The sequence below is a fragment of the Mesorhizobium sp. WSM4822 genome, from assembly GCF_055811155.1.
In genome coordinates this window covers 138,190-160,641 of record NZ_JBVVQM010000002.1, presented here as the reverse complement: position 1 = coordinate 160,641, position 22,452 = coordinate 138,190, and the positions used below count along the sequence as shown (strand labels likewise).

Here is a 22,452-nt window from a genome sequence, read left to right as displayed (position 1 = left end):
CTGGGTTACTTCGCGAGCCAGGCCTTGAAGCGTTCTTCCAGTGCTTCCTTGTGCTCGGTCCAGAAGTCGTTGTCATAGGAGGCGCCGTACTGAAGGTGCTCCGGCGACGTCGGCAGGTTGGCCTTCCAATCCGCGGGAATGAGGTCGGCGGCTTCCTTGCGGCCGGTGCCATAGGCATAGAGTTTCGAGAAGCCGGCCTGATTTTCAGGGATGGAGAACCACTTGAGGAGATCCAGCCCGGCCTGCTGGTGCGGCGCGCCCTTCACCACCGCCCAGTAGTCGGTGCCATAGAAGAAGCCAGCGTCCCATGCGATCGCATAGGGCTTCTTCTCGTTGATGGCTTCGTTGGTGATGCGCGCATTGAACGCGTCGCTGAGAGCCACTTCACCACTGTCGAGGTTCTGGATGCCCTGCGTCGTTGTGGACCACCAGACGACGTGCGCCTTGATCTTGTCGAGCATGGCGAAAGCCCGGTCGACGCCTTCCGGCGTGCCCAGCACCTTGTACATGTCCTCGCGCTTAACGCCGTCGGCCATCAGCGCGTTTTCCAGCGTGAACTGCGCCTGCTGGTAGAGACCGCGCTTTCCCGGAAATTTCTCGACGTTCCAGAAATCCGCCCAGCTCTTCGGCGCGGCGTCACCTTTATAGACCTTCGTGTTGTAGGCGAGGACCGTAGCCCAGGTGTCGGATGCGACGCCGCATTCGTGCAGGGTGCCTGGAAGATAATTCGCCGCGTCGCCGGTGATCTCGGGCGTCAGCGGGACGAACAGGCCTTCGGCGCAGCCGACTTCCATGGCGGGCGCTTCGACCGAGACGACGTCATAAGTGATGTTGCCTGCCTGCACCTGGGCACGCACCTTGGCGACCTCGCCGCCCCATTCTTCCATGACGATCGGAACGCCCGTCTTTTCGGTGTACTTGTCCCAGACCCCATCCTTGTAGGCTTTGTCCCATGTACCCCCCCAGCCGACCACCGTGACGGGGTCGGCCGCAGACGCGGCCAAAGTCGAGGTCGCGAGGCAGATCGCGGCGGCAGATACGGCTTGCAGATAAGTCCTCATTGCAGTTCCCCTTTCTTATCGTTGCAGATTTGATCAAATTTCAAACGCAAAATCGATTGATTAGCAACAGGAATTTGCGATAGGGTGCAAAAAAGTTGAAAAGACGAGGAGATTTGATCGAATGCTGCAAGGCACTAGAGACCTGCGCGCCAATGTCAGTCTCGCTGCTGTTCTGGACGAGGCGCGACAGCGTTTCGCTGACGCCAACCCGAACAGCCGGGCGCGTCAGAACGAGGCCGCGGCATCGTTGCCGGGCGGCAATACGAGGGCTGTTCTATGGTATCGGCCATTCCCCGTATCGTTTGTTTCCGGTGAAGGCTGCAGGGTGACCGATCTGGACGGCCATACCTATGTCGACCTGGTCTCGGAATACAGTGCCGGTTTCTACGGCCACTCCGACAAGGCGATTTCGGCGGCCCTTGTGGACGTCATACAGGGTGGCATCATGCTGGGCGCACCCAACCGCTATGAGGCGCGCCTGGCTGCCGCGGTGGTCGACCGTTTTCCGGCCATCGAGCGCGTGCGCTTCTGCAACTCGGGCACCGAGGCGAACATCATGGCGATTTCGGCGGCTCGCGCCATCACGCAGCGCTCGAAGATCCTCGCCTTCCGCGAGGGCTACCATGGCGGCGTACTCACCTTTGCGCATGGCGGCTCGCCGCTCAATCTGCCGTTCCCCTTTGTCTTCGCCGACTACAACGATAGTGCAGGCGCCGTGGCGCTCATCAAGGAACAGGGCGACGAGCTTGCCGCCGTCATCGTCGAGCCGATGATGGGCGGCGGCGGCTGCATCCCGGCGACGCGTGAGTTCCTGGAAGCGCTGCGCGCGGCGACGAAGGAGACCGGCGCGCTGCTGATTTTCGACGAGGTCATGACTTCGCGCCTCGACTACCGCGCGCTCCACGGGGCGCATGGGATTTTTCCCGATTTCGTGACGCTCGGCAAGTATATCGGCGGCGGTGCGAGTTTTGGCGCATTCGGTGGACGCGCGGATCTCGTCGATCGCTTCGATCCTGCTTTGCCTGGTGCGTTTTCGCATGGCGGGACGTTCAACAACAATATTCTTAGCATGGCTGCTGGTTTCACCGGTCTGACGCAGGTGCTGACGCAAGAGGCGAGCCGCGCCATCAATGCGCGCGGCGATCGCTTGCGTGAAGCGATGAACGTCTCCCTTGAGCGGCATGGCGTCGAGGGCATCGTCATAGGGCGCGGGTCGTTGATGAACCTGCATTTCGTCAGGGGGCCGGTGGACACGCCGGCGCGGCTCGACGACGCCGATCCTTCGGTGATTGCGCTTTGGCATATCGAAATGCTGTTGCGAGGGTACTACGTGACGCCGCGCGGCATGCTGGCGTTGTCACTGCCATTTGGCGACGCCGAACTCGACGGCTTCGCCGCCGCATTCGACGATTTCCTGTCGAGCAACCTCAAAATACTGCCGCGCCGGACAAACTGATGCTCGATCGCAAGGATGCCAGTGCCGGCTCGGCCGCGCAAAAGACAGCTCATGTTCGTGTCCATACGGCCTTAAAGGAGGCACTGATGAACGGTGACTTCCTGCCCGGCCAGAGACTGGTCGTGCGACAGCTTGCCGAACAGTACCGGACCAGCGCCATGCCGGTGCGCGAGGCCTTGCGGCAACTCGTCAGCGACGAGGCGATGTTCGACCACCCAAACCGGGGCGTCATTGTCCCCGAGGCCACGGTGGCGCGTATTTCGGATCTGGTGCGTGTGCGCTGCAGCGTCGAAGGAACGGCGGCCGAGTGGGCCGCGACGACCATCACGCCCGAAGAACTCGATGAATTGGCGAAGCTGAACGGGCTGATGCGCGAATGCGTCGAGAGCAATGTCATGGCTAATTATCTCGGCCTGAACAGGCGCTTCCATTTCACGATGTACCATGCCGCGCGGTCACCTCTCATCCAGCAGATCATTGAGAAATTGTGGCTGCAGGCAGGACCGTTTCTGAACATCGTCCGCTCGGACGTGACCTACGGCCTGGGCCTGGACCATCACGACGAAATGCTCGCGGCGCTGCGTCGCGCCGATGGCGCGGCTGCGCGCAAGGCGCTGGTTGCCGATCTGCGTGAGGCCGCCGACATCATTCTTCGCGCCGCGGCGGCGGCTGAGGCTCAGCCTGCGCGCAAACGCCCGGCTTCGGCACGCCGTGATCCCAAGGCGCAGGCGCGGTGATGGGCGGATCCCCGCGTGGCCCGGTTCATGTCGAGTTTCGTGGCGTCAGCAAGCGCTACGGGCAGACGGTCCAGGCGGTGCGTCAGCTCGACCTGGAAATCATGCGCGGCGAATTCCTGACGCTGCTGGGGCCTTCCGGGTCTGGCAAGACGACGGCGTTGATGATGCTTGCGGGGTTCGAAGATACGACCGAGGGCGAAATCCTCATTGACGGTCAGCGCATCGACAACGTTCCCGCCAATCGTCGCGGCATCGGCATGGTGTTCCAGAACTACGCGCTTTTCCCGCACATGACGGTCGCCGAAAACCTGGCTTTCCCGCTCGAGGTCCGCAAACTTGGCCGCGACGAGGTGACGCGACGTGTCAGGAACGTTCTCGACATGGTCCAGTTGCCCGAATTCGGCAACCGGCGTCCGGCGCAGCTTTCGGGTGGGCAGCAACAACGCGTCGCGGTTGCCCGCGCCCTGATCTTCGAACCAAATCTTGTCCTGATGGACGAACCGCTCGGCGCCCTCGACAAGCAATTGCGCGAGCAGATGCAGTTCGAAATCAAGGATATCCATGCCCGGCTCGGCGTCACGTTCGTTTATGTGACACACGACCAGACCGAGGCGCTGACCATGTCGGACCGGATCGCGGTGTTCAGTGCCGGCCGCATCGAGCAGCTTTCGACACCACGCGAACTGTATGAGCGTCCGACGGGCAGCTTTGTGGCGAGCTTCATCGGCGAGAACAACCGCATGTCCGGCACCGTGCTTGCCGGCGGTGAAAACGGTGGCGTGGCCGTCCATCTAGACGATGGCGATCTGGTGTTGAACGCCATTTCCCCTGGCGCGACGCCCCCTGCGGGCGCCAGGGTGACGCTGTCGATCAGGCCCGAGCGCATGTCCTTATTGCACGATGGCTCCACCGCCCTCAACGTGATTGCGGCAACCGTCGTTCAGTCCGTCTATGTCGGGGATCACATCCGGCTCGTCGCTGTGACGGCGGGCGGCCTGAAATTCATTGTCAAGCTTGCCGCATCGTCGTCTCGGTCCGAATTCAATGCGGGCGAGGCGGTTCGATTGGGCTGTGGTCGTGAGGATTGCCTCGCGCTCGAGAGATAACAACAAAAGGCAGACAAGGGAGAGTTCAACAATGAAGAAATCGCCGAAAGTCGTCATCACCTGTGCGGTCACCGGTTCGATCCACACGCCGACGATGAGCCCGTATCTGCCGATAACGCCGTCCGAGATCGTCGACGCCGCCGTCGGAGCAGCCGAAGCCGGAGCGTCGGTGATCCATCTGCATGCCCGCGATCCGGAGACCGGCAAGCCTACCCCTGATCCAAAGCTGTTTATGGATTTCCTGCCGCGCATCAAGCAGCAGACCGACGCCGTGATGAACATTTCCACCGGCGGCGGGCTGAAGATGACCCTCGAAGAGCGCCTTGAAGCCGCGCACGCTTCGAAGCCGGAACTCTGCTCGCTCAATATGGGATCTATGAATTTCGCCCTGCACCACATCGCGCCGAAATACACCGACTGGAAGTACGACTGGGAGAAGGGCTACCTGGAAGACACAAAGAAGGGCATCGTCTCCAACACGTTCGAGCAGATCGAGCGTATCATCGTCGAAGTCGGCCAGGCCTACGGCACGAAGTTCGAGTTCGAGTGCTACGATGTCAGTCACCTCTACACGCTTGCGCACTTTCTTGACCGCAAGCTGCTGAAGCCGCCGCTTTTCGTCCAGACGATCTTCGGGCTGCTGGGCGGAATCGGCGCCGACCCAGAAGACATGATGCACATGCGCAGGACGGCTGATCGGCTGTTCGGAGACGACTATCTCTGGTCGATCCTTGCCGCGGGCAAGCACCAGATAAATCTCTGCACGATGGGCGCGATCATGGGCGGCAATGTACGGGTCGGTTTGGAAGACAGCCTCTATGTCGGCAAGGGCACGCTCGCTAAGAGCAATGCCGAACAGGTTGCCAAGATAAAGCGCATTCTCAACGAGTTGTCGCTCGAAATCGCGACGCCCGACGAAGCCCGTCAACTGCTGGATCTCAAGGGCGCAAACGAGGTCGGGTTTTGACGCCCGGCATCGAAACCTATGTCGGCGTCGTGCATCCTTGGATGTGCGACGCGATGGGCCATCTCAACGTTCGTCATTATGTGGCGATGTTTGATGACGCCAGTTTCCAGTTGCTGGGCAGGATTGCCGATCCTCGTTTGACGCCGACCCTCGGCTGGGCGGATGTGAGGATGGAGATCGACTACGTGCATGAAACCGCGGCGGGAACTCTGGTCACCGTTCGCAGCGTTATAGAAAAGCTTGGGAAATCGTCGCTGACTTATCTGCATGAAATGCGCGGTACGCTGGACGGAGTCCTGCATGCGCGCATGCGCACCGTAACGGTACGCTTCGATCTTCAAGCGCGGAGCAAGATCGAGATCGAAGGCGAAGCCCGACAGGCGAGCGCGAAACTCCCGAAGGGTGAAGCCGATACGCGTGGGTGACGGCGAGAATATCTGGTGACGGCATCGTTAGCCGCATTGGCGTCACTGAGCGAGATGCTGTAGGTCGCTGAAGGCTTCTACTCGCCCTAGGAAGGTCAGATATAGCCGCTATCGCACAGGACACCGCATGGGCAGCCCGCCACAATCGGCCACTGCGTACGATAGTGGGTTTGAAGTGGTAGCGGGAGAGGGACTTGAACCCCCGACCCCAGGATTATGATTCCCGTGCTCTAACCAACTGAGCTACCCCGCCAGGGCGGCGAAAGGACCGAAATCCGCCTCAAATCGAAAGGCATGTCGGGGGCGTTCGCCAAGGTCGCGCGGATATAAGGTTGGGAGGGTGAGCCTGTCAAGCTTCGAAGCAACCGGCTTGCCGGCTTATCGTCATTATCGAAAAGCTTTGCCGCGCGGACATTTGGTTGCCGCCGCCGGGGTTGAGTTCGAAGGGGCACGTCGCTATGTCTCGGCCACGAGTTTTTAGAGTTTGAAACAGATGAAGCCGCGCATAGCAGTCCTCGGTTGCGGATACTGGGGCAGCAACCACATCCGCACTCTCAAGGCGCTAGGCGCGCTGTACGCGGTCTCCGACACCAACCGGGCCCGCGCAGAAGGCTTCGCCAGCGAGCAGGACTGCCTGGCGATCGAGCCGGACCAGTTGTTCGTGCGTGACGATATCGACGCCATCGTCATGGCGCTGCCGCCGCAATTCCATGCCGACCTTGCCGTGCGTGCCGTCACGGCCGGCAAGGACGTGCTGGTGGAAAAGCCGATCGCTCTGACTGTGGCGGATGCCGAGCGTGCGGTGCAGGCGGCCAAGGACAATGGCCGCGTCTTCATGGTCGGCCATGTCCTGCGGTTCCACCCTGCCTTCGAGACGCTGAAAGGGCTGATCGACAAGGGCGAGCTCGGCGAAGTCCGCTACATCCACTCGCACCGGCTCGGCCTCGGCAAGTTCCACACAGAGAACGACGCGCTGTGGGACCTGGCGCCGCACGATCTGTCGATGATCCTGGCGATCACCGGCACGGAGCCGATCGAGGTGCGCGGCGAGGGGGCCGCTCTGCTCGACAGTCTCAGCGACTTCGCGCATCTGCACATGCGCTTCCCCAACGGCCTGCGCAGCCATCTCTTCACCTCGCGTCTCAATCCCTATCGCGAGCGGCGGCTGACCGTGGTCGGCACCAAGGCGATGGCGGTGTTCGACGACGTCGAGCCATGGGAACGCAAGCTTGCCGTCTACCGTCACGCGGTGTGGCAGGACAGCGGCCAATGGGCCTTCACCACCAATGAGCCCTCCTATGTCGCGGTTGCCCAGGGCATGCCGCTGACACGCGAGCTGGAGCATTTCATCCAGTGCATCGAGACGCGTGCCGAACCGCGTACCAGCGGCGAGGAAGCCATCAGGGTGCTGCGCATCCTGACCGCCGGCACGGTCACCCACACCAAGTCCAATTCCTGAGCGCGGATTATTCGGCGGGAATCTTATTCGGCAGGTATCTTATTCGGCAGGTATCTGGGCCGGCCTGGCGGCAAGCCGGGTCAGCATCGCCTCGGCCTCGGCGCCACGCTCCGAACGCTCGATGAAGCCGCCGCCGAACACGCGGGCTTCGTTGCCGTCATCGGAGTAGAGCACGCAGGCCTGGCCCGGCGCGATGCCGGATTCGCCGTCGACCAGTTCCACCCATGTGGCACCGGCACGATGATGCAGCACGGCCGGGCGCGGCGGCCGCGTCGAGCGGACCTTGGCGAACAGCTCCAGGCCGCCTGCAGGGACGTCTGTGAGCGGTCCGTCGCCCAGCCAGTTCATATTGCGCAGATAGATCTTGTGCGTCTCCAGCGCCTCGCGCGGGCCAACCACGACGCGAGCGCGGTCGGCATCGAGGTGGACGACGTAAAGCGGCTCGCCGGAAGCGATGCCGATGCCGCGGCGCTGGCCGATCGTGTAGCGCAGGATACCCTCATGGCGGCCGAGCACGCGGCCGTCGATGTGGACGATGTCGCCCGGATTGGCCGCAGTTGGCTTCAACTTGGCGATGATGTCGGAATACTTGCCCTGCGGCACGAAGCAGATGTCCTGGCTGTCCTGCTTGGCGGCAACCGCCAGCCCCATCTCCTCGGCGATGGCGCGAACCTGAGGCTTCGACAGGCTGCCGAGGGGAAAGCGCAGATAATCGATCTGTGCCTGCGTGGTGGCGAACAGGAAATAACTCTGGTCACGGTCGGCGTCGACCGGCCTGTAGAGCGCGCGGTGGGCGCCGTTGGCGCCGGAACGGATGTAGTGGCCGGTGGCCAGCGCGTCGGCGCCGAGCTCCTTGGCGGTGGCTAGCAGGTCGGCGAACTTCACCGTCTGGTTGCAGGAAACGCACGGGATCGGCGTCTCGCCGGCGACATAGCTCTCGGCGAAGGGATCGATGACCGCCTTGCGGAAGCGTTCCTCGTAGTCGAGCACATAATGGGGGATGCCGAGCGTCTCGGAGACACGGCGGGCATCGTCGATGTCCTGCCCGGCGCAGCATGAGCCGGCCCGGTGCGTCGCCGCGCCGTGGTCGTAGAGTTGCAAGGTGACGCCGACGACGTCGTAGCCCTCGCGTTTCAGCAGGCCTGCGACGACAGAGGAATCGACGCCGCCCGACATGGCTACGACGATGCGGGTGTTTTCGGGACGTCCGGGAAGATCGAGACTGTTCATGATGCTTTCGTTCTGCGCGGCGCCTCAATGCCAATGTCGAGAATATAGGTCAAGCTTTACCGCCGCGCCAGCGTGCAGGGCGATTCACCGGTTGCGGCCGATCTCCGCCAGGGGATGCATTTTCCCCGGCAAATCAGCGTTTGCGGGCAGATGTTTCAAATGCCGGCGAAAAGACTAACGCGGCGTTCATGATCCTTACCTAGTCATTAGGGTCTGCTTAGGCAATTTTTAAAGCTGTGGCGGTAACGTGGCGGGGATTGGGTCTTTGAGTTTTTTGTAGAGAGTACGATGACCGATCTGGTTAGACCGAGAGTCAAATATGTTATCGGGCCTGACGGCAGCCCTCTTACAATTGCCGATCTGCCGCCGACCAATACACGTCGCTGGGTTATCCGGCGTAAGGCGGAAGTGGTTGCGGCCGTGCGCGGCGGGCTTTTGAGCCTGGACGAGGCATGCCAACGCTACAAGCTCACCACCGAGGAATTCCTGTCCTGGCAGGCGTCGATCGACGAATATGGCCTTGCCGGGCTGCGCACGACACGCATCCAGCAATACCGGCACTGACCATTGCGAATTTAGACGAAGGGCGCGGCTAACCTCGCGCCCTTCTGTTTTCACCGTTCCCGCTCAGAGCGATAGCACAACCTTGCCGATCGGCTTGGTGGCGAGGAAGGCGTGAGCGGCCCCCGCCTGGTCCAGCGGGAAGCTCTTCGCCACATGGACGGCGAGCTTGTTGGCATCGATCAACCGAGCCAGTTCCAGCAGGCCCTCCCTGTCGGGCACGACGGACATACGCTCGACCCGAATGTCTCGCGCGCCGGCCTGGGCTCTGGTGTTGTCGCTGACATCGAGCAATGACACCAGCACGCCGCCACGCCTGAGCACCTTCAGCGAGCGTTGGGCGTGGTCGCCGCCCATTGGATCCAGCACCAGATCGATGTCGCGAACCTGATCGGTGAAATCGCCCTTGGTGTAGTCGAAGACCTCGTCGGCGCCGAGTTCGCGGACGAAATCGAGCTTGCCCGGGCTGGCCGTGGCGACAACGTAGGCGCCGCGCGCCCTGGCGATCTGCACCGCCAGATGACCGACGCCGCCGGCTCCTGCATGGACCAATATGCGCTGCCCCGATTTCAGTCCGCCGTGGCGAACAAGCCCTTGCCAGGCGGTGAGGCCGGCCAGCGGCAAGGCGCCTGCCTTGAGGTGGTCCGCGCCCTTCGGCTTCAGTGCGATTTGATCGGCAGGCACGGCAGCCAGCTCGGCATAGGCCGCCGCCTGCTTGGGAAAGCGCGGCATGCCGAACACCTCGTCGCCGATCTTGAAGCCGGTGACGCCGGCGCCGAGTGCTTCGACAGTTCCCGAGATATCCCAACCCAGGATGAAGGGCGGCTCGCCGAGCAAGGGGTAGTAGCCGGCACGGACGGCGCCGTCGACCGGATTGATGCCTGCGGCCTTGACGTGAACCAGCACTTCGCCGGCCTCTGGCGTGGGATCCGGCCGATCAGCGATGACAAGGACGTCGGGTCCGCCGACGGAATTCTGGATAACGGCACGCATTGAGATGTCTCCTGCTCGGTTGATGCCACTATCATTTGGATAGTAATATTCCCTTGTCCAGTATGTACCTTTCTGATATATACGCACCTTATGGATAGTGAAGATGATTGCGGTTTCGGCTATGATGCGTTCCGGCGGACGTGTCCTTCGCACACCGTGCTGGAGATGCTGGCCAGCAAATGGGTCTACCTAGTGGTTTGCGCGCTGCGCAAAGGCCGGCTGCGCAATGGTGAGCTCGCCCGCAAGCTCGAAGGCATCACGCCGAAGATGCTGACGCAGACGCTGCGGGTGCTCGAGCGCGACGGCCTGGTGCGGCGCGAGATTTTCCCGGTCATTCCGCCGCGCGTCGAATATGAATTGACCGAGCTCGGCCAGAACCTGGCCGGGCTGCTTACCCAGATCAGGTCATGGGCGGAGCAGCATGCGCCGGATATCAAGGATGCCCGTGCAAGGGCAATTGCCGAGAGTGAAGGGGATTGGGCCGCGTAGGGCGGGTTCATTTTTCCCGCCGGAGCCGCAAGCCGCGACAATGCGCCAGCCTGATGGCGAGCGTTGGTGCGGCAAACCGCCAGGTCTTAGCCGATCATGGCGCTGCGGCCACCGACTTCGGCTTCGCGGATCTTCGTGTCGCGCGATTCCAGCATTTCCGCCTTGGAAAGCTCCGCTTCAGCTTCGCCGAGTAATGATTCGGCGGCGCTTCGCTGCTGGGCGAGGTCGCTTTGGGAATTCCTGAGGTTGTCGCGGCGCAGGCGAGCCGCCTTGGCGAAGGTCGGATAGGCGAAATGGTTGATATCGGTGATGCCGGCCTTCTTTTCCTCGGCGGTGATCTGAAGCTCCAGCTCGACGGCCATGCGTTCGAACTCGGCGATCATCATGTCGAGCTGCAGCAGCTGCCGCCGCTTCTCATTCACCTGAAACTGTTTCAGCCGAACGAGGTTTTCACGTGACTTCATGATTCGGTACTCCCGGAAACGCACACCCGCACTTATCGTCCAAACCACCTGGAAACGCCCAGGCCGCACCCGTGTCCACCGCCTTTCCCCGAACTATGGGAAACAAAACCCTAAAGTTTTTTGCCGACGGTAACCATTCGTTTACGGGCATTGTTAATCATACGGGTCAGGACTTAAGGCCGGGTAAAAATTCCGGCCACCGATGCGGAAGCGACGTCGATGAGTCCCTGGAGTCGCTTAGTCCAGGTTGTTAATGTGTTGCATTAGGAATTTGGTTCTGAGATTCGTTATTAGATTCAAGAGGGTGTAGAAAGAGGTTAAAAAATCTGGTACCGTCATGGACGGGAAATTAGGATTTGTTAACCATTCAATGGCAGCCTCTGCACAAGGCAACCACTGCTCCGGGCCCGGACGGGTCGTGAAATGGTCCGGCAGCAGAAAAGGGGAATGAAATGCGTGTTCTGCTGATAGAAGATGACAGTGCAACCGCACAAAGCATCGAACTGATGCTGAAATCGGAAAGTTTCAACGTCTACACGACCGATCTCGGTGAAGAGGGCGTCGATCTAGGCAAGCTCTACGACTACGATATCATTCTCCTCGATCTCAACCTGCCCGATATGTCGGGCTACGAGGTCTTGCGAACGCTTCGCCTTTCCAAGGTCAAAACACCTATTCTCATCCTCTCCGGCATGGCCGGCATCGAGGACAAGGTGCGCGGCCTCGGCTTCGGCGCGGACGACTACATGACCAAGCCGTTCCACAAGGATGAGCTGGTTGCCCGCATTCATGCCATCGTGCGGCGCTCCAAGGGCCACGCCCAGTCGGTCATCACCACCGGCGACCTAGTGGTCAACCTAGATGCCAAGACCGTCGAAGTCGGCGGCCAGCGCGTGCACCTGACCGGCAAGGAATACCAGATGCTGGAGTTGCTTTCGCTGCGCAAAGGCACCACGCTGACCAAGGAAATGTTCCTCAACCACCTCTATGGCGGCATGGACGAGCCTGAGTTGAAGATCATCGACGTCTTCATCTGCAAGCTGCGCAAAAAGCTCGACGCGGCATCGGGCGGTCAGAACTACATTGAAACGGTCTGGGGGCGCGGCTATGTGCTGCGCGAACCGGAAGACATTCGCGTCAGCGCCTGAGCGACGAATCGTTCGAATCTTTTCCATAAAAAACCCGGCTTCGGCCGGGTTTTTGCATGACGGCTGGTAAGGGTCTGTTTTGGGCTGCCGAGCAGGAAACCGTCACGCACTTTTTCTGGAATTGCTCAAGGGTGCCGAATCAGGTGCGCTCTTCAAGGTGCGAAAGCGCTCGAGCAGCTGCGGGCGGTTGAACGGCTTCAAGAGATAGCCCTGGGCGCCGGCGCGCTTGGCCCGCATGATCGAAGCAATATCGAGCTCGACAAGGGAAATCAGGATCTGCGGCCTTATCGGGCTCTCCATGGCGCGGACGCGACGGATGAGATCGACCGCCGGTACGTCGGGCAAGGCGCCATCGACGACGATGATGTCGGGCATGTCGGCGGCGCACATCTCCAGCGCGTCAAGTCCGCTGGCGGCCTCGATGACAATCATTTCGGAGCCGCCCAGGATGCGTTTTGCAACCTTCCTGATGACGCTTGAATCGTCGACGAACATGCAGCGTTTCATTTCCGGGTCCTCTTTGCCTTCTGGCAGTCCGGTAGCGTCGGGGGCATCCAGGACGCACCATAGGCCAATCTGGTAAAGAAGCCGAAAAGGCGTTAGGTAAAATTTTTACAAAGATAGGCAGGTGCCTACTTTTATTCGCGAATGCTTTGGCGCTGCCTGGACGACCAGACGCATCTCAAGTCGATGAGCTGGAATTACAGATTTCAATGTAGAAATACTTCGCGCTATCGGCTGCGCAATCAGGCCGCAGAAAGCACGATTTCTTCCGGCGTCGCGTGGATCGATATCGTCATGCCGGCTTCGCGCGCCAGAAGCAGCGTGTAGTAGGGCTGCACGGAATGCGCGTCGATCGGTTCCTCGGGCTTGTGGCCGGAATGCAGTTCGAGGAATTTCGGCGGCACACGCAGCATCGGGCCAGCCGACGCAAGCGCGAAACGAGGTTCGGTCTCAAGATTTTCCAGCGTCACGGAAAGCTTGCCGCCGCGCGGAATGGCGGCATTGGCGACGAGGATCAGGTTGAGCAGCAGCTTGACCTTGTTCTTGGGCAGCAACGCGCGGGGCCCGTTCCAGGTCAGTTCCGGCTTTTCGTTCTTGAGGAAGGCGATGGCGACCGCTTCGGCATCGCCGGTATCGATCAACATGCCGGCCGAGCCGGCGGCACCAAAGGCGATGCGGGCGAACTGCAGGCGGGCCGAAGCGTTGCGGGCGCTCTGACGGATCAGCTTCATGGCGTCCTCGTCGGCGCCGCCTTCATCAAGCAATTCGAGCCCGTTGTTGATCGCGCCGACCGGCGAGATGATATCGTGGCAGACCCGACTGCACAAAAGCGCTGCCAGATCGGGTGCGGAAAGGGTGAACAGATCGGCCATCGGCGAAAAATCCCTGCAAAATCTCACAACTCATGGCCGGGCGATCGATCGTCGCCTGCCACACGAATCACACACTCTCTCCTCGGGCTTTCTGAATACACAGCGCCCGTGCGTGCAGCAACAAATCCAAATTGTGGTTGTGGCAAATGGCGTGTTGACGCAGGCTGCCGGCCCCACTTGAGCGACCCCAAACAGCCTTCGAACCGCCATGTTCATGTGGGAGCTTAATGGTTGAAAAAGGATTACGGCATAGTTTGCCCCTAACAGTTACCCTTAACGGCCGGCTAAAAGAGCCGTACGGGGTGCGAGGCGTCGGCGAAGGTGCTCCCTGACGGAGATTGGAAGCATGTTTTCCCGATACTACGACCGGAGCTTTCTCCGTGTCTTCTCAATGGCGGTCACGCTCCTGGGCGTTCTCGTCTTCTCGACTTCAGCCCTGCGGGCCCAGGAATACACCGCTCAGGAGATTGTCGATTCCGGTCACAAGTTCTTCGGCGCGACATCGGGCGGGCTCGCCACGGTCGTCGAGAAGATTTTTGCTTCCTATGGCCTGCCCAACGGCTATCTGCTGGGCGAAGAGGGCTCGGGCGCGCTGATCGGTGGCCTGACCTATGGCGAAGGCACGCTCTACACCAAGAATGCCGGCGATCACAAAGTGTTCTGGCAAGGCCCATCGCTCGGCTGGGATTTCGGCGGCGAGGGGTCGCGGGTGATGATGCTGGTCTACAATCTCGACGATGTGGGCAGCCTCTACAACCGCTATGGCGGCGTCGCCGGTTCGGCCTATGTGGTGGCTGGTGTCGGCTTCAACGTGCTGAAGAACAACAATGTGGTTTTGGTGCCGATCCGCACCGGTGTCGGTGCCCGGCTTGGCGTCAATCTCGGCTATCTGAAGCTTACCGAGCGCGCCACCTGGAATCCGTTCTAAGCTGAAGTCCTTGGCTGTCGTTGCCCAAAACCGGGACCGCTTTTGGGTCGACATGCATTAAACTCGTGGCGTTGCGGCAAACCCTTGCCGCAACGCTGGATTTCCGCCATGTCAACGTGGCACAGTCAAAGCGCTCTATGCGCTTTTGGTTTATCTGGTTTGATGCTTACCGGCCACAACGGGTAGTCACTTGGTCCAGTCGGTCCTGTTCTTCGTCCTCGGCTTTCTCTGTGCTGGCTTTCTGGCGCTCATGGTGGCTCCGGCCATATGGCGTCGTGCGGTCACGCTTACACGCAGACGCGTCGAATCCTCGATCCCTCTGACGCAAACCGAAATCCAGGCGGACAAGGATCGCATCCGCGCCGAATACGCCATGACGACGCGCCGCCTGGAAATCAGCGTCAAGGCGTTGCGAGAGAAGGCGGCCGAACAACTGGTCGAGATCAATCGCGGTCGCGAGGCCATGAAGGGCCTGGCGGTCGAGCGGACGGACAAGAACCAGGCGCTGACCGATCTGGGCGCGAAGAACGAAGCGCTGCGCCAGCGAGAGGGCGAGTTGCAGCAGCTTTCGGAGCGGCTGAAGGAAACCGAGCGCAAGCTGGAAAAGCGTGCACTTGAGCTGCAAAAGCTGGAGCGCATGTATGACGACGCCAGTTTTTCCTCGAGCAGCCGGCAGATCGAACTCGTGGCGCGAGAGTCCGAAATGCAGAAGCTCGCCAGTGACATTGCGATGCTGCGCGGCCAGCGCAAGGAAGCCGACAGGCGCGGCCAGGAAATCGCGGCCGAAAGCAAGGCCGCGCGGGAGGCCCTGAAAGCCGAGAAGAAAAGGACCGCCGAACTCGACAAGAAGGTCGAGCGGCTGCTGGCCACACTTGCCGATCGCGAAGACAAACTCGACCGCCGCGAAAAGGAACTGGCACGCATGCGCGTAAGATCGAAATCCGAAGACAGCGCGCCAGCCTTGCGCCTGGTCGGCAAGGGCGGCGATGTCGCCAAGAGCGATGACTTGGACAAGGCAATCGCCAAGCTCGACAGTGACCGTGAGCAGCTCGAGGCGAGGCTGACGGCGCTGGCGCGCGAGAACAAGCGGCTGAAGGCCGACCTCACCGCACTGGCCGCGTCCACGGCCACGGACAGCAGCTCCGCCTTGCGCGAGCAGATGAACGCGCTGGCGGCGGAGGTCGTCCATCTGACGGCGAAGCTCGAGGGGCCTGGTTCGCCGATCGCCAAGGCATTGGCGGTACCGTCGGACGCCCGCTCCGGCAACGGTGACCGCAGTCTTGCCGACCGCGTGCGCGCGCTGCAGAAGGCTGACGCGACAAGCTGAATCAGGCCTCCTTAGAGCATTTCACCGTTTCACGGAAACGGCGAGATGCCCTAACTCTTTGCTTTGACGCAATTCTGGACGGAAAACCGCTTCACACTTTTCCTGGAATTGCTCTAGTCGAAAAATGATGCAGCGCGATGGCTGAAGCCGCGGCGACATTCAGGCTGTCGAAGCCTTTCGCCATGGTGATCCGCACGTCGTGCAGGCTTGCGAGCAGGTTGCCCGGCAAGCCTTCGCCCTCGGTGCCGAGATAGAGCGCCAGGCGCTCGCTACGCTGCGCATCGCGGATGTCGGTCCTCCCGCGGGGCGACAGCGCGAATTGTTCGAAGCCACGCCGGGCGAGCATCGTTGTGAAGCCGGCGGTGTCGGAGAACGATGCGAAAGGGATCTTGAGCGCGGCGCCGACCGAAACGCGGATCGCCTTGCGATAGAGCGGATCGCAGCATGTCGCATCCAGCAGAACCGCGTCGGCGCCAAAGGCGGCGGCGTTGCGGAAGATCGAGCCCACATTGTCATGGTTGGCGATGCCGACGAGCACTACGACCAGCGCACGAGGGGGCAAGCCATCGAGCAGGGCTTCGGCCGGCTGCGGCTCTCCCTTGCGGCCGATGGCCAGGATGCCGCGATGCATATGAAATCCGGCGATAGCGTCCATCACCGCGCTGGTGGCGACATAGACCGGGAGGTCGGCGGGCGCCTTGCTCAGAATGTTGTCGAGACCTGCCAGCCGGTTTTCCAGGACCAGGATCGATTCGGCGGCAAAGCGCCCGGTCGAGAGCAGCAGGTCGAGCACCACCTTGCCTTCGGCGACGAAGCGGCCTTGCCGGCCGGCGAGGTCGCGCTCGCGAATGTCGAGATAGGCAGCGACGCGCGGATCTTGCGGGTCGTCGATGCGAATGGGATCCATGCAGTCCTCGCGACCGTCGCACCGGCCCGAAACCCGGACGGAACTCCCGGCGCTCGCCCTATTTGGAGAGGACGATGCGACGATTCGGGACAATCAGCCAGCTTTATGCGCCCCGGATGGGCGCATGTCGCTCTCAAATCACGGCGAGATCGGCGCTATGTGGTCAGGTTCCAGCACGGCGCAAACGGTGCGCCATCTGGGACAGGTCATCCTTGCCGCTGCCGAAAATGCCGTCCAGCATGACAAGCAGTTCTCGCACGGCGTCGGATTTGCAGGAGTAGTAGATCATCTGCCGGTCGCGGCGGGTGTCGACAAGGTCGAGCGCCCGCAACTTGGCCAGATGCTGGGACAGGGCGGATTGGCTGAGCATCACCTTCTCGGCGATGGCTCCCACCGACATTTCACCTTCGGCGAGGTAGCTCATGATCAACAGTCGCTTCTCATTGCCCATCAGCATGAGAAACTCTGCCGCCGATTCGGCGTTCACGATTAGCTTTGTCGAGACCATCGATCCCCCATGCTTCCTGTTCATCCCGACGCCATGGGGGCAATGGCGTCTGATTCCATAAATTCACTTATCGATCGGCGCTGGCGATTCAGCGTCACCAAAAGGTAGAGCATTTCACTTAAATCTCAAGTGTTGCTTTTGGTCCAGCATAATTAAGTCTCCGTCCCGGCGTCGACAATGGCTCGGCCGGCCTTGGCCATATCGACCAGAACGTGCCGCAATTCGCCTGCCGCCGCCAAAGGTTGTGGGTAAAAGGCACGGCAAACATCGTCGCCCGACACCAGGTCCATGCCATCGGCATCGAATCCGGCAACACGCCAGCCGTTTCCGGATACTTTCGCGAAATGCTGTGCGTAGACGGCGATCGCGTCGAGATGGTCGGCGTTCATGTGGTCGATGGCAGATTGTTCGCGCGCCGCGAGTTCCTCGACGATCGGTCCGCTGGTGAGCAAATCCGATCGATCGAGGTGGTAGGCCTTGCCGAAGCCGCCGTTGAGGCTGGCGCGTTGCGGATCGAGGCGAAAGATCGAAAAGTCGCCGAGACCGGCGTAAAGTTTCGCCTTGGGATTGTGATTGAGATAGCGGCGCTCGACGCGGGCGTGTTCGGCAGATCCGCGCTCAAGCCGTGCTGCCTGGCAGATCAATGTCAGGCGCGGGTGCGCCAGCGGGTCGCCCTTGCCCGGTTCGCCGAGCAACAGGGAGCAGCGCGGATCGGCAAGCAGGGCGCCGGTGTGCGCCGAAAGCATCGACACCAGGATCAGCGGCGCGCCGTCGATGTCGGTGGCCACGCCGACCCTGCTGGCCAGCGGCGAGCCGGTTTGCGGTTCGATCACCGCCAGGGCGCCAAAGCGGGCGCTGCGCAGAAGCGTCTTCGCCAGCCGGATCGCTTCGGCGTCCGTCTCGCGGATCACGTCCTTTTTCGGCTCGTCCAAGGCAGCACCGCAGTAAGTTGATCTTTCTTCTCTAGTTATCGTTATCGGTCAGCAAGCCGGATTTGACAAGGCCGTCGATCTCGGCTTTCGCAAAGCCGAAACGTGCCAGAATTGCCGATGGCGACAAATCCTCGTCGCCGGGTATAGTGGCCAATGTCGGTTGCGAGCTCGAGAAACGCGGCGCGGGGGCCGGGCGCTCAAATGCACCTGTCGTCACAGAGGCGTTGCGTGCCCGATTGTGCGGGTGGTGCTTCGCCTCTTGCAGCGACAGGACGGGGGCCACGCAGGCATCGGTCTGGGCAAACAGCAGGTCCCAGTCGTCGCGTGGTTTCTGCCGGATCCGATCGGCAATGGCGGCGCGCATCGGCGGCCACAGGGCCTTGTCGTACTGGCCGGACGCAAAGCGCTCGTCGAGCGGCAGCAGCCTGGCGAATTCGGTGAAGAATTGCGGCTCGAGGCAGCCGATGGCGATGTGCCCGCCATCCGCCGTCTCATAGGTGTCGTAGAACGGGGCGCCGGAATCGAGCAGGTTCGCGCCGCGCTTGTCGCTCCACAAGCCGGCCGCCGTCAAGGCGTGCAGGGGCACCGCCAGCATCGAGGCGCCGTCGACCATCGCTGCGTCGATGACGTCACCCTTGCCCGTGCGAGAACGTTGGAACAGGGCGGCCAGCACGCCGGCAATCAGCATCATGGCGCCACCGCCATAGTCGGCGACAAGGTTGAGCGGCGGGACGGGACGGCCGTCGGCATGGCCGATGGCGTGCAGCACGCCGCTATAGGCGAGGTAGGTGATGTCGTGGCCGGCGCGGCCGGCGAGCGGGCCGTCCTGACCGAAGCCGGTCATACGGCCGTAGATCAGCGCCGGGTTGCGCGCCAGCACCGTTTCGGGGCCGAGGCCAAGCCGTTCCATGACACCCGGGCGAAACCCTTCGAGCAACATGTCCGCCTTTTCGGCAAGGCGCAGCAACAGATCGGTGCCTTCACGGCGCTTCAGGTCGAGGCGCAGGAGGGCGCGGCCATGGCGGTCGATGTTGTACTCATCCGGCAGCGACAGGAGCTCGCTCGTCCCCGTCCGTTCGATGCGCAACACTTGCGCGCCCATCTCCGACAGCATCAGGCCGGCCAGCGGCACCGGTCCGAGCCCGGCCATCTCGATCACCTTCAGCCCGGTCAGCGGACCGGTTTTAGCGGCAGCGGACAGGCCGGCGTTCATGACCTTCTATTTCGGCGCCATGCGGATGGCGCCATCGAGACGAATGGTCTCGCCGTTCAACATCTGGTTCTCGATGATGTGCAGGGCGAGAGCGGCATATTCGGACGGTTCGCCCAGGCGCGACGGGAAAGGCACGGCGGCGCCCAGCGAATCCTGAACCTCTTGCGGCATGCCGGCCATCATCGGCGTCTTGAAGATGCCGGGCGCGATGGTGCAGACGCGGATGCCGGAACGGGCAAGGTCGCGCGCCACCGGCAGCGTCATGCCGACGACGCCGCCCTTGGATGCCGCATAGGCGGCCTGGCCGATCTGGCCATCATAGGCGGCAACCGAAGCGGTGTTGACGATGACGCCGCGCTCGCCGCCTTGCAGCGGCTCGAGCTTCGACGCGCGCTCGGCGGCGAGGCGGATCATGTTGAACGTACCGATCAGATTGACCTCGATCACCTTGCGATACTGATCAAGGGGATGGGGACCATCCTTGCCGATCGTCTTCACGCCGATGGCGATGCCGGCGCAGTTGACCAGGATCCGCGGCTCGCCAAGCTTGGCGGCTACGTCGGCGAGCGCAGCGGTTCCGCTGTCGGCGCTGCTGACGTCGCACTGGACGGCAATACCACCGATCTCGGCCGCGACCTTGGCGGCGCGGTCAATACCCACGTCGAAGATGGCGACGCGCGCGCCCTTGGCGGCCAGCGCGCGCGCCGTTGCCTCGCCAAGGCCGGAGCCGCCGCCGGTGACGATCGCGATCTGGCCGTTGGGGTTCATGACGTCATCCTTTGATCTCAGGAACAGTGGGACGGATCAGGCGCCAGATCGACGGGAAAGGTCAAGCCATCGCGGCGACAGGATCGGCCACCCGGGCCTGATCGGCGTGGCAGACCTCGCCCAAGAGCCTGGCGACCGCGCCCGGCGCGATCTCGTGCGACAGCAGCCGGTCGAGATCGACGGGGCGCGGCATCGAAATCTGGCCGCGCGGAATCCGCTTGAAACCGAGCGGCCCGTAGTAGGGTTCGTCACCCACCAGCATGACAGCGGGCGCGCCGGCCTTGGCGGCGGCCTCCAGCGCGATCGCCACCAACCGGCGGCCGATGCCGAGATTCTTGAAGGCCGGCCGCACCGCGAGCGGCCCGAGCATTAGCGCGCGACCGGCACCGGCGGCGATGCGGGTCATGCGCACCGAGGCGACGACGATGTCGCCATCGACGGCGACAAAGGACAGCGAACGCTCGTGCCCTCCGGCCTCACGAATCTTGTAGGCGGCCAGCACAAAGCGGCCCGGCCCGAAGGCTTCGTCATTGATGGCTTCGATCTCGGGGTCGTGCGCCGGGGTTTCCGGCAGGTATTTCACGTCGGCAAGGCTCATGGTCTTTGCGTTCCGGTAAGGAGGAAAGGTTGCTGCAAACGGCAGCATTCGCCAGTCAGCGCTTCATCAAGCGCGGGCGCCCTTTCGTCGTCGGTAAAACCGGATCGAAGCAAAATCGAACATGCGGATTGTCCGCTAGCATCAATTTCCCGCCGCTGCAATCGGCCGTTTTGTTCGTCATTTCCGCCAAGTGACGGTCTGTTCAGCACCTGACGTCTTCGACAGGGCAGCCTTGCGCCTACATCAACCAACAGGACGCAAGGAGATTTGTATGGGAATGCTGGTCGAAGGAAGGTGGCAGGACCGCTGGTACGATACAGCGGACAATGGTGGCAGGTTCGTGCGGACGCAGTCGCAATGGCGCGACTGGGTCACCGTTGACGGGGCGCCTGCCGAAGGCCGGACGCGTGGTTTCAAGGCCGAGCCCGGCCGCTATCACCTCTATGTCTCGCTTGCCTGTCCGTGGGCCCACCGGACGTTGATCTTTCGCGCGCTGAAGAAGCTGGAAGGCGTCATATCGGTGTCGGTGGTGCATCATTTCATGGGCGCCAACGGCTGGACGTTCGTGGCTGAGGACGGCGCCACGGGCGACATGCTCTATGGCCTCGACTTCCTGCACCAGATCTATGCCAAGGCCGATCCCGCCTATTCGGGCCGGGTGACTGTGCCGGTGCTGTGGGACAAAAAGGAGCAGACCATCGTCTCCAACGAGTCTTCCGAAATCATCCGCATGCTGAATTCAGCCTTCGACGAATGGGGCGACGCCAGCCTCGATTTCTATCCGAAGGCATTGCGCGGCGAGATCGATCGCATCAATGCGCTGGTCTATCCCGCGGTCAACAACGGCGTCTATCGCGCCGGCTTCGCCACCACGCAACGTGCCTATGAAGAGGCGTTCGGTGAAGTGTTCACAGCGTTGGATACGCTGGAGGAGCGGCTGTCGAAGCAGCGCTATCTCGTCGGCGATCGTATCACCGAAGCCGACTGGCGGCTGTTCACCACGCTGGTGCGCTTCGATCCGGTGTATGTCGGCCACTTCAAATGCAATCTGCGCCGTATCGCCGACTACCCGAACCTGTCCAACTATCTGCGTGATCTCTACCAGGTGCCTGGTGTGGCCGGGACGGTGAACATGCATCATATCAAGGCGCACTATTACGGCTGCCACCAGACGATCAATCCGACGCGGATCGTGCCTGTCGGACCGGATCTGGATTATGCCGCATGGCACGACCGGGCGCGCTTCGAGAAAGCGGCAGCCTGATCTACCAGTAGGGCGAGGGCTGCTCGCCGTCAAAAACCTCGGCGATCCGGCGCAGCGTCGCCGGCGTCGTGCCCTGCGGCAAGCGGTCGAGCGGGAAGAAGCCGGCTTCGGCGATTTCGTGATCCGGCCGCTTCGGCGCCGTCTGGCTGAAATGCTCGAGCAAATAAAAGCCGACATGGTCGCGGCGGCTGGAGCGGCGGTTGAAATGCATCGATTTGAACACCGGCGGGGCGGTGAGAGCGATGTTGCCTTCCTCGGCCAGTTCACGGGCCAGTGCCTCGTTCATCGTCTCGCCGACTTCGACGCCGCCGCCGGGCAGCTGCCAGCCTGGTACGTAGGTATGGCGAATGAGGAAGACCGACTTGGACGCCCTGTCGTGGATCAGGCCGCGCACGCCAAGCGTCATCGGCCTCCGCAGCACGAAATAGAGATGGAACAGCCTGGCCCTGAAACCTGGCCAGCCGGTCTGGCGGAAGGCATCTTCAGGGCTCGTCATTGATAGCGAAACCGTGGGTGGAAAGCCGTGCGCGGGTCG

Annotated in this window: 26 protein-coding genes and 1 tRNA gene; 13 read left to right on the top strand and 14 right to left on the bottom strand. The window is 61.9% G+C overall.

The annotated features are described in order from the left end of the window. Nucleotides 1-5 precede the first annotated feature (5 nt). Nucleotides 6-1,061, bottom strand: a complete 1,056-nt coding sequence (locus AC0L3E_RS05675; RefSeq protein WP_292337020.1) for an ABC transporter substrate-binding protein — start codon at nt 1,059-1,061, stop codon at nt 6-8. 121 nt (nt 1,062-1,182) lie between these two features. On the opposite strand from AC0L3E_RS05675, the gene AC0L3E_RS05670 reads away from it, so the two are divergent. The 5 genes from AC0L3E_RS05670 to AC0L3E_RS05650 are packed head-to-tail and all read left to right on the top strand — an operon-like array spanning nt 1,183 to nt 5,752. Next, complete coding sequence (locus AC0L3E_RS05670; RefSeq protein ID WP_473604419.1) at nt 1,183-2,517, top strand: aspartate aminotransferase family protein; 1,335 nt, start codon at nt 1,183-1,185, stop codon at nt 2,515-2,517. After that, on the top strand, nt 2,517-3,254 hold the full coding sequence (locus AC0L3E_RS05665; protein WP_473604418.1) for a GntR family transcriptional regulator: 738 nt from the start codon (nt 2,517-2,519) through the stop codon (nt 3,252-3,254). The genes AC0L3E_RS05670 and AC0L3E_RS05665 overlap by 1 nt, the downstream gene beginning before the upstream one ends. Further along, the gene (locus AC0L3E_RS05660; RefSeq protein WP_473604417.1) at nt 3,254-4,360 is read left to right on the top strand and encodes an ABC transporter ATP-binding protein; all 1,107 of its coding nucleotides are present in this window, start codon (nt 3,254-3,256) and stop codon (nt 4,358-4,360) included. The genes AC0L3E_RS05665 and AC0L3E_RS05660 overlap by 1 nt, the downstream gene beginning before the upstream one ends. 31 nt (nt 4,361-4,391) lie before the next feature. Beyond that, complete coding sequence (kce, locus tag AC0L3E_RS05655; RefSeq protein WP_127317813.1) at nt 4,392-5,327, top strand: 3,5-dioxohexanoate:acetyl-CoA acetone transferase; 936 nt, start codon at nt 4,392-4,394, stop codon at nt 5,325-5,327. Further along, a complete protein-coding gene (locus tag AC0L3E_RS05650; protein WP_473604416.1) occupies nt 5,324-5,752 on the top strand; it encodes an acyl-CoA thioesterase in 429 nt (142 codons plus the stop codon). The genes kce and AC0L3E_RS05650 overlap by 4 nt, the downstream gene beginning before the upstream one ends. 176 nt (nt 5,753-5,928) lie before the next feature. Here AC0L3E_RS05650 and AC0L3E_RS05645 read toward each other — a convergent pair. Next, nucleotides 5,929-6,005, bottom strand: a tRNA-Met gene (locus AC0L3E_RS05645). Nucleotides 6,006-6,245: 240 nt separating this feature from the next. Here AC0L3E_RS05645 and AC0L3E_RS05640 point away from each other — a divergent pair. Continuing rightward, nucleotides 6,246-7,211, top strand: coding sequence for a Gfo/Idh/MocA family protein (locus tag AC0L3E_RS05640; RefSeq protein ID WP_128308639.1), 966 nt, complete (start codon nt 6,246-6,248; stop codon nt 7,209-7,211). 39 nt (nt 7,212-7,250) lie between these two features. On the opposite strand, the gene mnmA is transcribed toward AC0L3E_RS05640, so the two are convergent. Next, nucleotides 7,251-8,441 carry a tRNA 2-thiouridine(34) synthase MnmA gene (mnmA, locus tag AC0L3E_RS05635; RefSeq protein ID WP_127381819.1) on the bottom strand — a complete coding sequence of 397 codons (1,191 nt, stop codon included), beginning with the start codon at nt 8,439-8,441 and terminating at the stop codon, nt 7,251-7,253. A gap of 288 nt (nt 8,442-8,729) precedes the next feature. Here mnmA and sciP point away from each other — a divergent pair, with 288 nt between their 5' ends. Further along, nucleotides 8,730-9,005 (top strand): CtrA inhibitor SciP, encoded by a 276-nt coding sequence (gene sciP, locus AC0L3E_RS05630; protein WP_013529904.1) that lies wholly within the window; start codon nt 8,730-8,732, stop codon nt 9,003-9,005. A gap of 63 nt (nt 9,006-9,068) precedes the next feature. Here sciP and AC0L3E_RS05625 read toward each other — a convergent pair whose 3' ends face one another. Further along, nucleotides 9,069-9,995 (bottom strand): NADP-dependent oxidoreductase, encoded by a 927-nt coding sequence (locus tag AC0L3E_RS05625; RefSeq protein WP_473604415.1) that lies wholly within the window; start codon nt 9,993-9,995, stop codon nt 9,069-9,071. 90 nt (nt 9,996-10,085) lie between these two features. Here AC0L3E_RS05625 and AC0L3E_RS05620 point away from each other — a divergent pair, with 90 nt between their 5' ends. Then, entirely contained in the window at nt 10,086-10,484 is a 399-nt protein-coding gene (locus tag AC0L3E_RS05620) for a winged helix-turn-helix transcriptional regulator (protein ID WP_023809911.1), read from the top strand. Between the two features lie 86 nt (nt 10,485-10,570). Here AC0L3E_RS05620 and AC0L3E_RS05615 read toward each other — a convergent pair whose 3' ends face one another. Continuing rightward, complete coding sequence (locus AC0L3E_RS05615) at nt 10,571-10,948, bottom strand: flagellar export protein FliJ (protein WP_013529907.1); 378 nt, start codon at nt 10,946-10,948, stop codon at nt 10,571-10,573. Nucleotides 10,949-11,400: 452 nt separating this feature from the next. Between AC0L3E_RS05615 and ctrA the strand changes: the two genes are divergently transcribed. After that, nucleotides 11,401-12,096 (top strand): response regulator transcription factor CtrA, encoded by a 696-nt coding sequence (gene ctrA, locus AC0L3E_RS05610; RefSeq protein WP_006203583.1) that lies wholly within the window; start codon nt 11,401-11,403, stop codon nt 12,094-12,096. Between the two features lie 102 nt (nt 12,097-12,198). On the opposite strand, the gene AC0L3E_RS05605 is transcribed toward ctrA, so the two are convergent. Further along, entirely contained in the window at nt 12,199-12,603 is a 405-nt protein-coding gene (locus tag AC0L3E_RS05605) for a response regulator (protein ID WP_032901484.1), read from the bottom strand. 239 nt (nt 12,604-12,842) lie between these two features. Then, complete coding sequence (gene chpT, locus AC0L3E_RS05600; protein WP_024504504.1) at nt 12,843-13,472, bottom strand: histidine phosphotransferase ChpT; 630 nt, start codon at nt 13,470-13,472, stop codon at nt 12,843-12,845. A 391-nt stretch (nt 13,473-13,863) separates the two neighbouring features. Here chpT and AC0L3E_RS05595 point away from each other — a divergent pair, with 391 nt between their 5' ends. Then, on the top strand, nt 13,864-14,400 hold the full coding sequence (locus tag AC0L3E_RS05595; RefSeq protein WP_236382921.1) for a DUF1134 domain-containing protein: 537 nt from the start codon (nt 13,864-13,866) through the stop codon (nt 14,398-14,400). A gap of 190 nt (nt 14,401-14,590) precedes the next feature. Further along, nucleotides 14,591-15,727: a coiled-coil domain-containing protein gene (locus tag AC0L3E_RS05590; protein ID WP_473604414.1), complete on the top strand. Its 1,137-nt coding sequence runs from the start codon at nt 14,591-14,593 to the stop codon at nt 15,725-15,727. 91 nt (nt 15,728-15,818) lie between these two features. Here AC0L3E_RS05590 and AC0L3E_RS05585 read toward each other — a convergent pair whose 3' ends face one another. The 6 genes from AC0L3E_RS05585 to AC0L3E_RS05560 form a co-directional block, all read right to left on the bottom strand. Next, nucleotides 15,819-16,634 (bottom strand): TrmH family RNA methyltransferase, encoded by an 816-nt coding sequence (locus AC0L3E_RS05585; protein WP_473604413.1) that lies wholly within the window; start codon nt 16,632-16,634, stop codon nt 15,819-15,821. Nucleotides 16,635-16,797: 163 nt separating this feature from the next. Beyond that, a complete protein-coding gene (locus tag AC0L3E_RS05580) occupies nt 16,798-17,142 on the bottom strand; it encodes an ArsR/SmtB family transcription factor (RefSeq protein WP_013529913.1) in 345 nt (114 codons plus the stop codon). Between the two features lie 152 nt (nt 17,143-17,294). Then, the gene (locus AC0L3E_RS05575) at nt 17,295-18,074 is read right to left on the bottom strand and encodes a HugZ family pyridoxamine 5'-phosphate oxidase (protein WP_128308547.1); all 780 of its coding nucleotides are present in this window, start codon (nt 18,072-18,074) and stop codon (nt 17,295-17,297) included. A 31-nt stretch (nt 18,075-18,105) separates the two neighbouring features. Further along, a complete protein-coding gene (locus AC0L3E_RS05570; protein ID WP_473604412.1) occupies nt 18,106-19,287 on the bottom strand; it encodes a CaiB/BaiF CoA transferase family protein in 1,182 nt (393 codons plus the stop codon). A gap of 6 nt (nt 19,288-19,293) precedes the next feature. Beyond that, complete coding sequence (locus tag AC0L3E_RS05565) at nt 19,294-20,055, bottom strand: 3-hydroxyacyl-CoA dehydrogenase (RefSeq protein WP_127809490.1); 762 nt, start codon at nt 20,053-20,055, stop codon at nt 19,294-19,296. A 61-nt stretch (nt 20,056-20,116) separates the two neighbouring features. After that, the gene (locus AC0L3E_RS05560) at nt 20,117-20,653 is read right to left on the bottom strand and encodes a GNAT family N-acetyltransferase (protein ID WP_127317843.1); all 537 of its coding nucleotides are present in this window, start codon (nt 20,651-20,653) and stop codon (nt 20,117-20,119) included. Between the two features lie 29 nt (nt 20,654-20,682). On the opposite strand from AC0L3E_RS05560, the gene AC0L3E_RS05555 reads away from it, so the two are divergent. Together AC0L3E_RS05555 and AC0L3E_RS05550 are read left to right on the top strand one after the other, a co-directional pair. Beyond that, nucleotides 20,683-20,847 (top strand): hypothetical protein, encoded by a 165-nt coding sequence (locus tag AC0L3E_RS05555; RefSeq protein WP_164748917.1) that lies wholly within the window; start codon nt 20,683-20,685, stop codon nt 20,845-20,847. 77 nt (nt 20,848-20,924) lie between these two features. Further along, a complete protein-coding gene (locus AC0L3E_RS05550; protein WP_473604411.1) occupies nt 20,925-21,917 on the top strand; it encodes a glutathione S-transferase family protein in 993 nt (330 codons plus the stop codon). A 1-nt stretch (nt 21,918) separates the two neighbouring features. On the opposite strand, the gene AC0L3E_RS05545 is transcribed toward AC0L3E_RS05550, so the two are convergent. Beyond that, nucleotides 21,919-22,413: an NUDIX domain-containing protein gene (locus AC0L3E_RS05545; RefSeq protein WP_473604410.1), complete on the bottom strand. Its 495-nt coding sequence runs from the start codon at nt 22,411-22,413 to the stop codon at nt 21,919-21,921. Between the last annotated feature and the right edge of the window lie 39 nt (nt 22,414-22,452).

Bases quoted from the DNA above. Each gene is read 5' to 3' on its own strand.
- AC0L3E_RS05675 (WP_292337020.1), bottom strand. From the start codon at position 1,061: ATGAGGACTTATCTGCAAGCCGTATCTGCCGCCGCGATCTGCCTCGCG.
- AC0L3E_RS05670 (WP_473604419.1), top strand. From the start codon at position 1,183: ATGCTGCAAGGCACTAGAGACCTGCGCGCCAATGTCAGTCTCGCTGCT.
- AC0L3E_RS05665 (WP_473604418.1), top strand. From the start codon at position 2,517: ATGCTCGATCGCAAGGATGCCAGTGCCGGCTCGGCCGCGCAAAAGACA.
- AC0L3E_RS05660 (WP_473604417.1), top strand. From the start codon at position 3,254: ATGGGCGGATCCCCGCGTGGCCCGGTTCATGTCGAGTTTCGTGGCGTC.
- kce (WP_127317813.1), top strand. From the start codon at position 4,392: ATGAAGAAATCGCCGAAAGTCGTCATCACCTGTGCGGTCACCGGTTCG.
- AC0L3E_RS05640 (WP_128308639.1), top strand. From the start codon at position 6,246: ATGAAGCCGCGCATAGCAGTCCTCGGTTGCGGATACTGGGGCAGCAAC.
- mnmA (WP_127381819.1), bottom strand. From the start codon at position 8,441: ATGAACAGTCTCGATCTTCCCGGACGTCCCGAAAACACCCGCATCGTC.
- sciP (WP_013529904.1), top strand. From the start codon at position 8,730: ATGACCGATCTGGTTAGACCGAGAGTCAAATATGTTATCGGGCCTGAC.
- AC0L3E_RS05625 (WP_473604415.1), bottom strand. From the start codon at position 9,995: ATGCGTGCCGTTATCCAGAATTCCGTCGGCGGACCCGACGTCCTTGTC.
- AC0L3E_RS05620 (WP_023809911.1), top strand. From the start codon at position 10,086: ATGGATAGTGAAGATGATTGCGGTTTCGGCTATGATGCGTTCCGGCGG.
- AC0L3E_RS05615 (WP_013529907.1), bottom strand. From the start codon at position 10,948: ATGAAGTCACGTGAAAACCTCGTTCGGCTGAAACAGTTTCAGGTGAAT.
- ctrA (WP_006203583.1), top strand. From the start codon at position 11,401: ATGCGTGTTCTGCTGATAGAAGATGACAGTGCAACCGCACAAAGCATC.
- AC0L3E_RS05605 (WP_032901484.1), bottom strand. From the start codon at position 12,603: ATGAAACGCTGCATGTTCGTCGACGATTCAAGCGTCATCAGGAAGGTT.
- chpT (WP_024504504.1), bottom strand. From the start codon at position 13,472: ATGGCCGATCTGTTCACCCTTTCCGCACCCGATCTGGCAGCGCTTTTG.
- AC0L3E_RS05595 (WP_236382921.1), top strand. From the start codon at position 13,864: ATGGCGGTCACGCTCCTGGGCGTTCTCGTCTTCTCGACTTCAGCCCTG.
- AC0L3E_RS05585 (WP_473604413.1), bottom strand. From the start codon at position 16,634: ATGGATCCCATTCGCATCGACGACCCGCAAGATCCGCGCGTCGCTGCC.
- AC0L3E_RS05580 (WP_013529913.1), bottom strand. From the start codon at position 17,142: ATGGTCTCGACAAAGCTAATCGTGAACGCCGAATCGGCGGCAGAGTTT.
- AC0L3E_RS05570 (WP_473604412.1), bottom strand. From the start codon at position 19,287: ATGAACGCCGGCCTGTCCGCTGCCGCTAAAACCGGTCCGCTGACCGGG.
- AC0L3E_RS05565 (WP_127809490.1), bottom strand. From the start codon at position 20,055: ATGAACCCCAACGGCCAGATCGCGATCGTCACCGGCGGCGGCTCCGGC.
- AC0L3E_RS05560 (WP_127317843.1), bottom strand. From the start codon at position 20,653: ATGAGCCTTGCCGACGTGAAATACCTGCCGGAAACCCCGGCGCACGAC.
- AC0L3E_RS05550 (WP_473604411.1), top strand. From the start codon at position 20,925: ATGGGAATGCTGGTCGAAGGAAGGTGGCAGGACCGCTGGTACGATACA.
- AC0L3E_RS05545 (WP_473604410.1), bottom strand. From the start codon at position 22,413: ATGACGAGCCCTGAAGATGCCTTCCGCCAGACCGGCTGGCCAGGTTTC.